15 protein-coding genes and 2 pseudogenes are annotated in these 14,334 nt (G+C 63.8%); 10 read left to right on the forward strand and 7 right to left on the reverse strand.

All coding sequences use genetic code 11. The features are described from left to right. Positions 1-64 precede the first annotated feature (64 nt). From sucC to DIE15_RS14740, 6 genes are all read left to right on the forward strand, one after another. Positions 65-1,231, forward strand: a complete 1,167-nt coding sequence (sucC, locus tag DIE15_RS14715; RefSeq protein WP_057926652.1) for an ADP-forming succinate--CoA ligase subunit beta — start codon at positions 65-67, stop codon at positions 1,229-1,231. A 149-nt stretch (positions 1,232-1,380) separates the two neighbouring features. Beyond that, positions 1,381-2,262: a succinate--CoA ligase subunit alpha gene (gene sucD, locus DIE15_RS14720; protein ID WP_042586225.1), complete on the forward strand. Its 882-nt coding sequence runs from the start codon at positions 1,381-1,383 to the stop codon at positions 2,260-2,262. A gap of 161 nt (positions 2,263-2,423) precedes the next feature. Beyond that, positions 2,424-3,128, forward strand: coding sequence for a TerC family protein (locus tag DIE15_RS14725; protein ID WP_124833656.1), 705 nt, complete (start codon positions 2,424-2,426; stop codon positions 3,126-3,128). Between the two features lie 97 nt (positions 3,129-3,225). Then, on the forward strand, positions 3,226-3,822 hold the full coding sequence (locus tag DIE15_RS14730; protein WP_124833657.1) for a pilin: 597 nt from the start codon (positions 3,226-3,228) through the stop codon (positions 3,820-3,822). Positions 3,823-3,984: 162 nt separating this feature from the next. Further along, positions 3,985-5,763 (forward strand): Wzy polymerase domain-containing protein, encoded by a 1,779-nt coding sequence (locus tag DIE15_RS14735; RefSeq protein ID WP_057926655.1) that lies wholly within the window; start codon positions 3,985-3,987, stop codon positions 5,761-5,763. A gap of 414 nt (positions 5,764-6,177) precedes the next feature. Next, positions 6,178-6,528, forward strand: a complete 351-nt coding sequence (locus tag DIE15_RS14740) for a TonB family protein (RefSeq protein ID WP_057926656.1) — start codon at positions 6,178-6,180, stop codon at positions 6,526-6,528. Between the two features lie 109 nt (positions 6,529-6,637). On the opposite strand, the pseudogene DIE15_RS14745 reads toward DIE15_RS14740, so the two are convergent. Continuing rightward, a pseudogene (locus DIE15_RS14745) lies at positions 6,638-6,970 on the reverse strand (hypothetical protein); the annotation flags it as partial. 87 nt (positions 6,971-7,057) lie between these two features. Next, a pseudogene (gene moaC / locus DIE15_RS14750) lies at positions 7,058-7,180 on the reverse strand (cyclic pyranopterin monophosphate synthase MoaC); the annotation flags it as partial. Positions 7,181-7,515: 335 nt separating this feature from the next. Between moaC (DIE15_RS14750) and DIE15_RS14755 the strand changes: the two are divergent. The 3 genes from DIE15_RS14755 (at position 7,516) to DIE15_RS14765 (ending at position 9,554) form a co-directional block, all read left to right on the forward strand. Beyond that, complete coding sequence (locus DIE15_RS14755) at positions 7,516-8,823, forward strand: sel1 repeat family protein (protein ID WP_221624173.1); 1,308 nt, start codon at positions 7,516-7,518, stop codon at positions 8,821-8,823. Positions 8,824-8,891: 68 nt separating this feature from the next. After that, positions 8,892-9,203: a hypothetical protein gene (locus DIE15_RS14760; protein ID WP_124833658.1), complete on the forward strand. Its 312-nt coding sequence runs from the start codon at positions 8,892-8,894 to the stop codon at positions 9,201-9,203. 63 nt (positions 9,204-9,266) lie between these two features. After that, positions 9,267-9,554, forward strand: coding sequence for a PAAR domain-containing protein (locus DIE15_RS14765; protein ID WP_124833659.1), 288 nt, complete (start codon positions 9,267-9,269; stop codon positions 9,552-9,554). On the opposite strand, the gene DIE15_RS14770 is transcribed toward DIE15_RS14765, so the two are convergent. The 5 genes from DIE15_RS14770 to moaC (DIE15_RS14785) all read right to left on the reverse strand — a co-directional run bounded on the left by DIE15_RS14770 (position 9,535) and on the right by moaC (DIE15_RS14785) (position 12,345). Continuing rightward, positions 9,535-10,854, reverse strand: coding sequence for a hypothetical protein (locus tag DIE15_RS14770; RefSeq protein WP_124833660.1), 1,320 nt, complete (start codon positions 10,852-10,854; stop codon positions 9,535-9,537). The two genes, DIE15_RS14765 and DIE15_RS14770, sit on opposite strands and share 20 nt — an antisense overlap. Positions 10,855-11,036: 182 nt before the next feature. Next, positions 11,037-11,390, reverse strand: coding sequence for a DUF6988 family protein (locus DIE15_RS14775; protein ID WP_409364298.1), 354 nt, complete (start codon positions 11,388-11,390; stop codon positions 11,037-11,039). Continuing rightward, complete coding sequence (locus tag DIE15_RS38135) at positions 11,374-11,514, reverse strand: DUF6988 family protein (RefSeq protein WP_409364299.1); 141 nt, start codon at positions 11,512-11,514, stop codon at positions 11,374-11,376. Before DIE15_RS38135 ends, DIE15_RS14775 begins: the two co-directional genes overlap by 17 nt. Further along, on the reverse strand, positions 11,511-11,726 hold the full coding sequence (locus tag DIE15_RS14780; RefSeq protein ID WP_185734466.1) for a hypothetical protein: 216 nt from the start codon (positions 11,724-11,726) through the stop codon (positions 11,511-11,513). The genes DIE15_RS38135 and DIE15_RS14780 overlap by 4 nt, the downstream gene beginning before the upstream one ends. A 139-nt stretch (positions 11,727-11,865) precedes the next feature. Further along, positions 11,866-12,345 carry a cyclic pyranopterin monophosphate synthase MoaC gene (gene moaC / locus DIE15_RS14785; protein ID WP_124833662.1) on the reverse strand — a complete coding sequence of 160 codons (480 nt, stop codon included), beginning with the start codon at positions 12,343-12,345 and terminating at the stop codon, positions 11,866-11,868. A 272-nt stretch (positions 12,346-12,617) separates the two neighbouring features. Here moaC (DIE15_RS14785) and DIE15_RS14790 point away from each other — a divergent pair, with 272 nt between their 5' ends. Next, a complete protein-coding gene (locus DIE15_RS14790) occupies positions 12,618-14,312 on the forward strand; it encodes a M48 family metalloprotease (protein WP_124833663.1) in 1,695 nt (564 codons plus the stop codon). Positions 14,313-14,334 lie beyond the last annotated feature (22 nt).

A 14,334-nucleotide genomic window follows, 5' to 3' on the forward strand; every position in this document is an offset into this window, starting at 1 on the left:
AAATCATTCGAAGAAGCGTCCTAAGCGACATTTCATCCAACTCTCAGACTGAAGGGAATCACGCATGAAGATTCACGAGTACCAGGGTAAGGAAATCCTGCGGAAATTCGGAGTCGCGGTACCGCGCGGCAAGCCGGCGTTCTCGGTTGACGAGGCCGTCAAGGTGGCAGAAGAGCTCGGCGGCCCGGTTTGGGTCGTGAAGGCTCAGATTCACGCGGGTGGCCGTGGCAAGGGCGGCGGCGTGAAGGTGGCGAAGTCGATCGAGCAGGTTCGCGAATACGCGAGCCAGATCCTCGGCATGCAGCTCGTCACGCACCAGACCGGTCCGGAAGGCCAGAAGGTCAACCGTCTGATGATCGAAGAAGGCGCCGACATCAAGCAGGAACTGTATGTCAGCCTCGTCGTCGATCGCGTGTCGCAAAAGATCGTTCTGATGGGTTCGAGCGAAGGCGGCATGGACATCGAAGAAGTTGCCGAAAAGCACCCGGAACTGATCCACAAGGTCATCGTCGAGCCGTCGACGGGCCTGCTCGACGCCCAGGCCGACGACCTCGCCGCGAAGATCGGCGTGCCGGCTGCGTCGATTCCGCAAGCGCGCGCGATCCTGCAAGGCCTGTACAAGGCATTCTGGGAAACCGACGCGTCGCTGGCTGAAATCAACCCGCTGAACGTTTCCGGCGACGGCAAGGTCATCGCACTCGACGCGAAGTTCAACTTCGACTCGAACGCGCTGTTCCGCCACCCGGAAATCGTCGCGTACCGCGATCTGGACGAAGAAGATCCGGCTGAAATCGAAGCGTCGAAGTTCGATCTCGCGTACATCTCGCTCGACGGCAACATCGGCTGTCTCGTGAACGGCGCAGGCCTCGCGATGGCGACGATGGACACGATCAAGCTGTTCGGCGGCGAGCCGGCGAACTTCCTGGACGTCGGCGGCGGCGCGACGACCGAGAAGGTCACCGAAGCGTTCAAGCTGATGCTGAAGAACCCGGATCTGAAGGCGATCCTCGTGAACATCTTCGGCGGCATCATGCGCTGCGACGTGATCGCGGAAGGCGTGATCGCCGGTTCGAAGGCCGTGAACCTGAACGTGCCGCTCGTCGTGCGCATGAAGGGCACGAACGAGGACCTCGGCAAGAAGATGCTGGCCGATTCGGGCCTGCCGATCATCTCGGCGGACAGCATGGAAGAAGCTGCGCAGAAGGTCGTCGCGGCTGCCGAAGGCAAGTAAAGAAGCGCCCCCAGACCTGACGCTACGCGCCAGGCCCCTCGGGGGAGTCAAGAAAACTTGGGGCGGCCCGGCGTTTTCTTGGCGCGCTCAACGAACACGCATGGCGGCGCGGTTAGCTCGCGACGCCAATCGAACAGAGGTCAAAATACATGTCGATTCTGATCAACAAGGACACGAAGGTCATCACGCAGGGCATTACCGGCAAAACCGGTCAGTTCCATACGCGCGCCTGCCGTGAATACGCAAACGGCCGCGAAGCATTCGTCGCGGGCGTGAACCCGAAGAAGGCCGGCGAAGATTTCGAAGGCATTCCGATCTACGCGAGCGTCAAGGAAGCGAAGGAAGAGACCGGCGCGACCGTGTCGGTCATCTACGTTCCGCCGGCAGGCGCAGCCGCTGCGATCTGGGAAGCGGTCGAAGCCGACCTGGATCTCGCGATCTGCATCACGGAAGGCATCCCTGTCCGCGACATGATCGAAGTGAAGGACCGTATGCGTCGCGAAGGCCGCAAGACGCTGCTGCTCGGGCCGAACTGCCCGGGCACGATCACGCCGGACGAACTGAAGATCGGCATCATGCCGGGTCACATCCACCGCAAGGGCCGCATCGGCGTCGTGTCGCGTTCGGGCACGCTGACGTATGAAGCCGTTGCGCAGCTGACGGCACTGGGCCTCGGCCAGTCGTCGGCAGTCGGTATCGGCGGCGACCCGATCAACGGTCTGAAGCACATCGACGTGATGAAGATGTTCAACGACGATCCGGATACGGACGCGGTCGTGATGATCGGCGAAATCGGCGGTCCGGACGAAGCCAACGCCGCTCAGTGGATCAAGGACAACATGAAGAAACCGGTCGTCGGCTTCATCGCGGGCGTCACGGCGCCCCCGGGCAAGCGCATGGGCCACGCCGGCGCGCTGATCTCGGGCGGTGCGGATACGGCCGAAGCGAAGCTGGAAATCATGGAAGCGTGCGGCATCACCGTCACGCGCAACCCGTCGGAAATGGGTCGCCTCCTGAAGAAGGCGCTGTAATTTCCGCGTGGTTCGTCCTGCAAAAAACGCCGGCTCTGCCGGCGTTTTTTGTTATGCTCGCGCAATGAATTTGTAAGCCCCGGGCATGCGCGATGCATGCGCCGGCGATGAACCGGGTCGCCTGTCAGACAGTCGTTGCCCCGCACCTACCTATATTCCTCATGCTTGAATTCCTGACGTCGCTGCACTGGGGCGCCGTGTTCCAGATCGTCATCATCGACATCCTGCTCGGCGGCGACAACGCCGTCGTGATCGCGCTCGCGTGCCGCAACCTGCCGGCCAACCAGCGGCTGCGCGGCGTCGTGTGGGGCACGGCCGGCGCGATCCTGCTGCGGGTTGCGCTGATCGCGTTCGCGGTCGTGCTGCTCGACGTGCCGTTCCTGAAATTCGGCGGCGGCCTGCTGCTGCTGTGGATCGGCATCAAGCTGATGGCGCCGGATGCCGACGCGCACGACAACGTGAAGCCTGCCGACCGGCTGTGGGACGCGGTGAAGACGATCGTGATCGCCGACGCCGTGATGAGCCTCGACAACGTGATCGCGATTGCCGGCGCGGCCGAGCAGGCCGATCCGTCGCACCGGCTGGCGCTCGTGATCTTCGGGCTCGTCGTCAGCGTGCCGATCATCGTGTGGGGCAGCACGCTGGTGCTGAAGCTGCTCGACCGATTCCCGATCGTCGTCGCGTTGGGCGCCGGGCTGCTCGGCTGGATCGCCGGCGGGCTGATGGTGCACGACCCGGTCGGCGATCGCTGGCCGGTGCTCGATACGTCGGCCGCGATCTATGGCGCGAGCGTCGCCGGCGCGCTGTTCGTCGTTGCCACCGGATACGCGCTCCGGCGCCGCCGCAGCGTTCCGCACGCGCATTGACGTTGGCCGTCCGGCCGACTGCCGGGGCCGCGGCCCGCTGGCTACGATCGAAACGCCTGCCTGATTCGGCAGGCGTTTTTCGTTTCCGGAGCCAGTCATGTTCGAAGCCTTTTCCGTTTCCCTGTTCCGTCGCATCGCCGCCGATCTGCGGCGCGCGCGCCGCCCGGTGCCGCGCTGGCGGCCCGCCGGCTTCACGCTGATCGAGTTGATGATCGTGCTCGCGATCGTCGGCGTGATCGCGGCCTATGCGATTCCCGCGTACCAGGATTACCTCGCGCGGTCGCGCGTCGGCGAGGGGCTCGCGCTCGCGTCGTCCGCGCGGCTGGCGGTCGCCGACAACGCCGCGAGCGGCGCGGGCCTCGACGGCGGCTACAGTCCGCCCGCCGCCACGCGCAACGTCGAATCCGTTCGTATCGACGCCGATACGGGCCAGATCACGGTGGCGTTTACCGCCCGCGTCGCCGCGGCCGGTGCGAATACGCTCGTCCTGGTGCCGTCCGCGCCGGACAAGGCCGAGACGCCGACTGCACGGGTGCCGCTGAAAAAGGGCGCGATGCAGGCCGGCGTGATTGCCTGGGAATGCTTTGCCGCCGGCAAGGCTGCGTCGTCGCTTCCGGCGCCGGGAGCGGGTCCGTTGCCAGCGGAGGCGGCGACGTTGCCCGCGAAATATGCGCCGGCGGAATGCCGCGCGTAATGTCGACGGCGTACGGGCCGGTGCGTGACGGTGTGCACGGCGCGGCGTCTGCCGTGCCGGCCCGCCGTGCTGGCCCTGCCGTATCGGATGACGGCGCGACGGGCCCGCACAGAGGGAGGAAAGTTTTGTATAGTGCGCCGGTTGCTGACATCCGGTTTGCTCATGCCTTCTACTTTTTCCCGTTCGTTGCCGCTCGTTGCGCTGGCTGTCGCCCTGATCGTGCCGTACTCGATCACGAATCACACGTATCCGATCCCGACCTTTTATTCCGAATTTGCCGCACTGGTGCTGTATCTGCTGGTGGGGCTCTCCGTCGTCCTGCTTGCGCGCACGGGCCGCCCGGCCGAGCCGTTCGCCGCGCCGGCCGCGTTCGTCGCACCGCTCGGGTTCGCGGCGGTACTGATCGCGCAGGTCGCGCTGATGCCGCTGAAGGTGCCGTCAATGAACTGGCTCGCGGTCGGCTATCTGGCCGCTGCGCTGGTCGCGATGCAGGCCGGCTACACGCTCGCGCGCGAGGGGCTTGCCGAAGCCACCGCGCGAATGATGGCCGGCGCGCTGCTCATCGGCGGCGTGCTCGCCGTCGCGAGCCAGGTCGTGCAGTTGTTCCATCTCGAATCCGCCGTGTCGCCGTTCGTCGTGATGTACAACATCGCGGTCGATCGCCGTCCGTACGGCAACATGGCGCAGGCGAACCACCTGGCGACCTACATCGCGTTCGCGCTCGCGGGCGCGCTGTATCTGGTGCAGACGCGCCGGCTCGCGGCATGGGCATGGTTCGCGCTGTCGATCATGCTGTCGGTCGGTCTCGCGCTGACGGTGTCGCGCGGCCCGTGGCTGCAGGTCGCGGTGATGGTCGTCGCGGGATTCTGGATGGCATGGCTCGAGTCGCGCCGCACGCCGGGCAACCGCCGCGCATGGCTGATTCCGGTCGCGCTCGCGGTGGCCTTCGTTGCGGTGAACGTCGCGGTGCGCTGGGCCAACGTGCACTTCCACCTGGGGCTCGCCGAGTCGGCGGCCGACCGGATGCGCGACGCGGGGCAGATCGCGCCGCGCCTCGCGCTGTGGAAGTACGGGCTCGCGATGTTCCGCGAGCATCCGTTGCTCGGCGTCGGCTGGGGCGAATTCCCGTCGCACCAGTTCGCGCTCGTGCGCACGCTCGGCGGTGTCGAGATCGCGAACAACTCGCACGACATCTTCATCGACCTGCTCGCGAAATCCGGCCTCGCCGGTCTCGGCGTGCTCGTCGTCGCGCTCGTGACGTGGTTCGTGCGCGCGGTGCGCGCGCCGCAGTCGAGCACGCGCGTGTTCGGCCTCGCGCTGATCGGCATCCTGCTGATGCATGCGCTCGTCGAATATCCGCAGCAGTACATGTTCTTCCTGCTGCCGGCGATGTTCGTGATCGGCCTGCTCGACGTGAAGCCGCTGCGCATCCTGCCGGGCCGCTTGGCGTTCGGGCTGTTCGCGGTGCTGTCGGTCGGCGGCGTGCTGGCGGCGGTGCCCGTGCTGCGCGACTACCAGCGCGCTGAAGTGCTGTATTACGGCAACGACCCGGCTGCGCAGTACCGCGATGCGCCGTCGCTGCTATTCGGTGCGTGGGGCGATTACGGAGCGGCCACGCTGCTGACGATTTCTCCGGACAACCTGCCGCTCAAGCTCGTCGCGCACGAGCGCGCCATTGCGCTGCTGCCCGGCGAGACGGTGCTGCGCCGCTATGCGGCGCTGCAGGCGCTGGCCGGTCGCGAAGCCGACGCGCTCGATACGGTCGCGCGCCTGCATGTGTTCGCGAAGGAATTGAAGGACTGGCCGCAGCAACTGGCGTCGCTGTACAAGCTGTGCGACCAGCAGCCGGCGTTGAAGGCGTTCAAGGCGGCCGTCGTTGCGAAGTATGGGGACGTGCCGCCCGAAGCGGACGATGACGAGTCGGACGACGATTCCGAGTGATGTCGCGCAGCGCCGGGCGGGGAATCCCGGCGCTGGCCGGATTGCAGTGAGGCGGGGGAGCGGTGGCGTACCCGGACGGTGCGGCGATTGCTTCCCGTAGGGAATGGATGCCTGCCGAATCCGGCGCGATTCGCGTCAACCATTGTCAAATCGCTGCCATGCGCGGGGCGGCGCATGCACAATGCGCGAAAGCGTTCGCGTGCATGGCTGCCCGGTGCGGGCCGCCGACGCGAACGCTGGCGCCGGTCTCCGGGAACCCGCCAAGCAGGATCGCGACCGGTAGTCATCGGTCGTGCGGCCATAACGGGGCGCCGGTCCGATGGCCGCGGCGCAGGGCGATGCACGCGACGCGGCCGGGCGATGTCCGCCGGCGCGGCGTTCGTCCGGAACAATACTGAAGAACGATATTCGACCATGGCCCTTCGCTCGACCATCCTGATCCTGCCTGCCGTCGCCTTGCTGTTTTCCGGCTGCGCGATGCTGTCGTCGTCGCAGGAAAGCAAGCTGACCTGCCACATTCCGCGCGCCGTCTATCCGGATGGCGCGAAGCCGCTCACACGTCCGGTCACCGTGCTCGTGCGCGCGCTGATGACGACCTCGGGCGAAGCGCAGAACGTTACCGTGACGACGAGCAGCCGCAACGCGGCGGCAGACCGCGCGGCCGTCGATGCGATGACGCATGCGACCTGCGCGCAGACCGGTGCCACCGCGAACCCGTTTCTGCTTACGCAACCGTTCGTGTTCGAGCCGCGACGCGCCGAATGATGCGCGGCCGGTGCGGCGGGTTATACCGCGTCGCGCCGTGTTTGCTGTCGTTTCCTGTCCGACGCCGCTATGCCGGAGCGCCGTCTCATCGCGCCGCCGAGGTTCAGTGCTACGGCATCAGGTTCGCACGGCGGCACGCCGGCTCGGCCGCCTTGCGCAGCCCCAGCATCGTGAAGCCGTTGCGTTCCTGGCGGATCAGCGCATAGCGCCGCGCCACGGTGTTTCCATCCTTGCCCGTCAGATCCAGTTCCACCTGGAAGCGATCCTTGCTGTCCGAGCAGCCGCGTACGGGTCCACACGCGAACCCGATATCGGGCGCCTTGCTTTCCGCATTGAACGCCTGCCGGGCTTTCAGCGCCGCCGCTGCGGCCGCAGGTTCGCTCCATTCGCGCGCGAGCGCATCGTCCACGTCAAGCCATTCGTCGACGAAATCGCGGCCGTTGAACGTGTTCTTCTGATTTTCTATTGTTCGAAATGAGGAATCGTTACGACCGACGATTCATCCCGAACTGCCCCGGACAGGCGTGCTTCAGCCCGCTACGTCCTCCGCCTTCCAGTCCCCCGACTTCCCGCCACGCTTCTCCCTCACGCTCACCTCGGTAATCACCATCCCTCGATCGACCGCCTTGCACATTCTGGTTCCGGTGCAAAGCCTTGGGTTGATGGTCTTGTAAATCAAAGACTTACTGTCGCCGAAGCGTTCGATCTTGCCCAAATCGGTTAATGAACTTGGACAGCGTTTGGACAAGACTTGGACAACAATACCTGCCCATTCGCCAAGCGCGCGTTTACGCGATTCGATGCATCCTTGGACATGCGTCGAAGCGTGGAGACATGCTGCACCGGCATTACGCGAGTCTCGATGTCGGTGATGTACCCGTTACGATGAACTGCGCCGATTTTCAGAGGGCTGGCGACCAGTCCCCCGCTGCATCTCTAATCGGCTTTATGCGAACCTCGAACAAGATTACCCGTTCCGACTGATTCATGAACCGATATGCCACCATCATTGCGCTTGCTCTAGTAGCCTGCGCTTGCACGAAAAAGGAAGCGCCAGTGACATCATTGCCAGACATGAGCGCCATGCGTGCGAATCTCGCTTTTACCTGCACGCATCAGGCCGATCATTTGCCGTCGCTTGATCCGCAGGCAGACAGTTTGTTCCGCTACGCGCGTTATTTGGAAAAGCGGGACGGTCCGAAAGATTTCAACGAGGTTGCTCGCTATTACCGGATCGCGGCGGCGCACGGGCACTACAAGGCCAACCAGAATCTTCAGTCGCTGATTTCTGACGGTTTGGCGGACTCGCCCGATGCACCGAAGGAAACGGTGGCGCTTGCTGTGCGATTGATCCAACAAGGCATCCCATCGGGCTATTACGACATCGGCCACTATCTCGAAACGGGGTATGGACTGGGGCAAGATGCCGAGATGGCGCTGCGGTATTTCCGGAAGGCCGCCGATCTCGGCAACCCGGAAGCGCAGACATATGTTGCCGAGTTGCTGGCCCCTCATGACAAGGCCCCGGATATTGCGCGCCAGATGCGTCGGTGTGCGACTGACCAGGGGTACGGTGAGGCAGCCAACGCGCTGGGAATTAATTTAAAAAATAACGCATCGTATAGCGACGCGGTCGATGCCTTTCAGAAGGGGGTAGCGGCAGGCAGCACCCAAGCGGCTTTGGCGCTCGAAAATGGGTTCAAGGCCCCCCCTCAGTCTGATCGACTTTCATATCTGTCGCTTCCAAATGATGTGGAGCGGACACGTCGATACGCGTTGATCGGTAAGTTCATCGACGGTAACGACGGACGCAATCCCAAGGTTCCGGACATCGACAAGGTCGTGCCGCTTCCGCCCGCAAAGCTTCCGCCGTGGGATGGCACATTCCAATGGCAGAAGGAGCAGGACGCCGCTGTCCCGCCGCAGAAGCCGTCGGACGAGGTGGTCAATGAGATGGCGAAGGCCCAAAATCTCGATCCGAAAACTGGTTTGCCGCTCGAAGGGAAGACCGAGAAGATTTCGCAACAAGATCAGCCGCAGACCCTTGCGGCACGTCTGCCGTTGGGGACCGTCGCGCACACCGGCCAGCAGTGCCCGGAAGATGGGGTGTGGTGCGCGAAACTGGATGCCGGTCAGGTCGGCGATGCGAAACGCAGATTTCTAAAGGGCGACTCGTTGCCGTCCGTCGTCGTGCATGAACCACGACGGCTTGCGGTTCTCGACAGCATGATGGGTACGCGGCAGCACATGGCACCCGTTGCATGGGAACTTGTCGCATACCTTGATCAGGCTTGATCTGATTCCACGCCGGGAAGACTACAGGCGGATGGCCCCTTTTGTAACCGACAGGAAGATCGCTCGAAGTGAACCAACCTAATGAAGCGAAGAGGCGTGCGCACCCGGTGACGTTGATAGGGTTTGGCTGGTTGTTGTTCGTCCTTGGACTGCCTTGCTGGGCACTTGCGAGCAGCGCGCTTCAGATATTCGCACCGTATGCCGACTGGCCCAAGATGGCGGGAATGATCGCCGTGCCGGTGCCGTTGCTATTTGTTGCCGCTTGGAAGTACGACAGTGAGTACACGGGCGAAATTGGCCCTCTTCTGGTGGGCTGGTGTGTGGGCGTTGGAATGGCGCGACTCGCTTTTTTAATCGGAGGCTTGGCCCCGCATGGATGATTGCTTGGCAAAGATCACACCTTTGTACTCGTTCGTTTCGGGATGTGACTTGGGCAACAACAAATGACCCGATATATGATCCTCGACGGCGATCACACGACCGTGGCCGGAACGGTCCGGGCAAGGGCAACGCCGTTTGAACTTGATGGCAAGCACATCGCACATGAAGAGGACGATGTGTTTTGCCCGGTGTGTAAAACGATTGGCAAGATTCAGTGCGACGGCCCACGGTTGCCGATGACGGGACCAGACGGTCGGCGTGTGGCACTGAATGATGACCTTTGTATCTGCAAGTGTGTCCCGCCGCCGAAGCTCATCCCGTCTCAGCAGGTCATGTCGGTTGACGCGTGATGATGTCTCGGTGCGCACCGACCGGCGTGGCCCAATCAGCGAATGCAGCAAGGAAGCGCGGAAGGTCATCGAATGTGTCGAGACTCACTTGCCATCCATACGCGGTTTCGGTCGCCCCACGGTTCAGCCGCTTCGGAAACCGCGACATGTTCGAGTGGAAACGATGTTCGTGGCTGACCGATGCAACTCCCGGCAATGCCATCACCTCGTCAGGCATCAGGCCGGGATGCACCATCAGATTGACGCGATTCATCCTCGATGTGGTCTTGACCAAGTAGATGGTCTGACCGCTAGGGGTCGCGAATTCGGCCACTTTCGATGTTTGTTTCGTCAGCGTGTATCCGGCCTTCTGGACTTCGGCAAGGATGGTGGCGACCTCGTCGTTAGCCGTGGCGCACGTCGCGATGTCGGAGACCTTGGGCGTTGCCGGTTTCAACGGTGCAGACGACGGCACGTTGGGCGTCGGCATTGCTGTCTCTTGATCGCGCCGTGCTGATGGCTTCGGCGTAGTTCGACCAAGCAGCGAAGCCGTTGCGGCATGCATCTGCTCATAGGCACGGTCAAGCCAGCCGGTCCGGCGCAAGACCGGATTCTTGGCGTCAAGTTCTCCCTTGGCGACTTCTCGAAGGTAGTAGCGCGTTGTGCTGCCGCCCGCACCGGACGGATGGCAGAACGCCCCCAGGACCTGCTTGCGTTGGAGTGCGCCATGACGGACGCACCAGTCCAACGCGGCTTCAGGGCAAGGGCCAAGGCCGACAAACAGTGTGTCCGATGCCATTTCCCGCACCGACGGGACGAAGCAGTCACGGAAGCATTCGCTGAGAAGCGGTGATGCCAAGACTTCATCGAAGCTCCCCGCGAACATTTTTCCAGCCTTGAACGCAGCATGCGGTACTACCGATGTCGATTGCAGGAGGTCGGCGTGCGAACCCCAAAGCGATTCAACATCCCCGATTCCAAGTAGTCGTTCGAACCCGAAGTGCCGCAGCATCTTCAATAGATTCGGTCGCATCGATGGACCACCGAAGGCCCCGGCCTTCTTGATTTCTCGGAGAATCATGTCCGTCGGGTGCCCGTGTCGGAGCAGCTCCTGCGCCTTGCCATACGACAGTTCAAGCTGTGTATTGCCGGGAGTGATTCCGACGATCACCAACTTTGCTTCCCGGTTGACGTACTCGAAGGGTGTGTACCGAAGCTCGTAGACGCCTGATTTTCCGAGACTGAATTGTGGTGCGGTCATCCCGTCCGCACCAAGACGCATCAGATCATTCGAGAAACGTTGAAACAGTTCGCGCTCCATCCCATGTCCCTAGTATTTTTCAGCGGGAGGCAGGTTAGCAACCCGACGTGGGAGATGAAAGAGAAATTTTCGGTATTCTTGTCGCGCTGCTTGCAGGGTGACTGCGATGAAGGAATGGCCCGTTCCATCGTTCGATGACGAGATTTCATTCCGGGCGGTGCCACGAACTCCATCGAGGCAGGTCAGATGATTGGAATGCAGTCTGCAAAGTCGATATGCAACTGTCGGACGGGCTGCATGTTCTCCGGGGCGCCGGAAAGCACGGACGCTAACTGAGCGGCAATGCAAGTAAGCCCGTTGGAGTTTTTCAGGACATCGATAGTCAGTTGTGGCGGATAGCCGCTGGCAGTTCTTGCGAGAGGGTGAAGTCCTCCATGTGTGTAGCTGTTCAGGGCTTTCCACGCGACATCACGAAACTTTTTCACCTGTTCAAGCAGGGATGTTGGCGCATCGCTGGTGTCCAGTTCCTTTAGCATGTCGGCCAGCATCCGCCCATCGTTCGCTCTCCGTGCATTCTCTTCAGTCAGGGGGGGCACTGAGTCTTGCCACGCAATTCTCGAATGCAGCGTACAGCAACCAGATTCCTCGAACCAGAGACTCGTATTGCGGGCGAAGCAGCGAGAACCCGGACGCGTGAAGCCCGCTGGTGATAAGCATCATACGTCGGCGATGTAGAGGTTGATGATGTCTTCGAGCGAGTTCGCTTCAGCCTCGCTACGACTGACGAAGCTTCCGCGATCCATCTCCGTTTCGACGGATCGCGCCCATCGCTCCGCATCGGTGCGCGTGTTGAACGTTTTTGCTTCGTCGGCGAATCCTCGACGCCGAACACGTACTTGCCATTTCCCGTCTCGTTGGCGAATTGAAGCCATTCCAGTCTCCTGTGGGACAGGAGTGGGACAAGATCGATTTTTCGTATGCCAGAAGTCAGATTCGAGGCGATTTCGTCAGACGAAGGTGATACCGGGGTGGCAGGTATGGAATCGAGGAAAGGACTTACGAAACAAAGCCTTACGCCTGAGCCTTCCAATCCCCCGACTTCCCGCCACGCTTCTCCCTCACGCTCACCTCGGTAATCACCATCCCCCGATCGACCGCCTTGCACATGTCGTAGACGGTCAACAACCCGACCTGCACCGCAGTCAGCGCCTCCATCTCGACCCCGGTTCGCCCGAACGTCTCGACCTGCACGACGCAGTGCACGCCCGGCAGCGCGTCGTCGAGTTCGAACTCGACGGCCACGCGCGTCAACGCGAGCGGGTGACACAGCGGAATCAGATCCGCCGTGCGCTTCGCGCCCTGGATCGCGGCAATACGCGCGACGCCGAGCACGTCGCCTTTCTTCGCCTTGCCGTCGCGAATCAGCGCGAACGTCGCCGGCAGCATCCGGATCGTGCCGCGCGCGATCGCGATGCGTTGCGTTTCCTGCTTGCCGCCAACGTCGACCATGTGTGCGTGGCCGGCGGCGTCGAAATGGGTAAGTCCTGACATGTCATGCTCCAGTGGAACGGAGGAAGCGCGAGCACGTTCCTCGATCCTGCTTCACGATCGGCCGGGGCGTTGAATCCGGTAAGCGCGCCCCGATCCGATGCAATCTTTCAACGGGCGCCTATCATAGCAGCGGCATCCGCGGCGCCAAGCGCGCAGACGGCGCATCCGCCGCAGCGGACAGTCGGGATCGCATCGGTACAATGACCCGAATATTCAGACCAAACGTCGCGATGCGCGCCCGGCGCGCGGGACGGTATCGCCTTTATCCTGCCATGCGTGTCAAACAGTTGCTTGCCGTGTTGCTGTCGGCGGCGCTCGTGGTGCCGCCGAGCGGCTACGCGCAGCGCACGTCCGCGCTGCCGCTCGAGCCGGCGGCCGGCGCCGCGCCGACGATTTCCACGGTGCCGTCCGGCATCGCGACCGGCGTATTCGGCACCTACGGCGGCGCGGAAAGCCGGTTTTCCGGCGCCGACGGCGCATCCGCGCCCGTCGCGAGCCTGCGCGCACCGCTGCGCGCGCTGGAACTGCCCGACCTCGGCGACGGCTCCGGTGGCGCGCTCACGCCGCAAGCCGAACGCCGTCTCGGCGAGCGCGTGATGCGCGAGGTGCGGCGCGACCCGGACTATCTCGACGACTGGCTCGTGCGCGACTACCTGAATGCGGTTGCGAAGCGGCTCGCGGCCGCGGCGGCGGCGCGCTACATCGGCGGCTACACGCCGGACTTCGAGCTGTTCCCGGTGCGCGATCCGCAGATCAACGCGTTTTCGATGCCAGGCGGTTTCATCGGAATCAACAGCGGGCTGGTCGTCACGACGCAGACGGAATCCGAACTTGCATCGGTGGTCGGCCACGAGATGGGCCACGTGCTGCAGCGGCACATCGCGCGGATGATCGGCGCGAACGAGAAGACCGGCTACACCGCGCTCGCGACGATGCTGCTCGGCGTGCTGGCGGGCGTGCTCGCGCGAAGCGGCGATCTCGGCAGCGCGATCGCGATGGGCGGGCAGGCGTACGCGGTGGACAACCAGCTGCGCTTCTCGCGGTCGGCCGAGCGCGAGGCCGATCGCGTCGGTTTCCAGCTGCTCGCGGGCGCCGGCTACGATCCGTACGGGATGCCGGGTTTCTTCGAACGGCTCGAGCGCGCGTCGATGGGCGACGCGGGTGTGCCGGCCTATGCGCGCACGCACCCGCTGACGGGCGAGCGGATCGCCGACATGGAGGATCGCGCGCGCCGCGCGCCGTACCGGCAGCCGCGCCAGTCGGCCGAATACGGCTTCGTGCGCGCGCGGCTGCGCATTCTGCAGAACCGCGCACCGAACGACATCGCGGCGGAGGCGCGCCGGATGCAGCTCGAGATCGACGATCGCACGGCACCGAACGTCGCGGCGAACGAGTACGGGATCGCGCTCGCGAACGCGCTGCTCGGCCAGTACGACGCGGCGGACAAGGCGCTCGCGTCGGCCCGCACTGCATTCGATGCACGCGAGCGGCGCGCGGACGATCCGGCGACGAGTTCGCCGAGTCTCGACGTGCTCGCCGCCGACATTGCCCGCCGCGCGGGCCGAACCGACGACGCGGTGCGGCTCGCGGCGCTCGCGCAGCGGCGCTGGCCGGCATCGCACGCGGCGATCGTCGCGCACCTGCAGGCGCTGATCGCCGCGCGCCGCTTCACCGAAGCGCAGACGCTCGCGCGAACGCAGGCGCAAGCGGACCCCGAGCAGCCGGACTGGTGGGACTATCTCGCGAAGGCGAGCGATGGCAAGGGCGACATACTCGCGCGGCGCCGGGCGCTCGCGGAGAAGCTGGCACTCGACGGCGCGTGGCCGTCGGCGATTCGCCAGCTGAAGGAGGCGCGCGACGCGAAGGACGTGTCGTTCTACGACCAGTCGATCATCAGCGCGCGGCTGCTGGAATTCGAGGCGCGCTACAAGGAAGAGCGCGAGGACGAGAAGAACGGCCGCGGATAACGGCCGTCGGGCGGGCAGGGCG

This window comes from Burkholderia sp. Bp9031, from assembly GCF_003857965.1.
Classification (GTDB): domain Bacteria; phylum Pseudomonadota; class Gammaproteobacteria; order Burkholderiales; family Burkholderiaceae; genus Burkholderia; species Burkholderia ambifaria_A.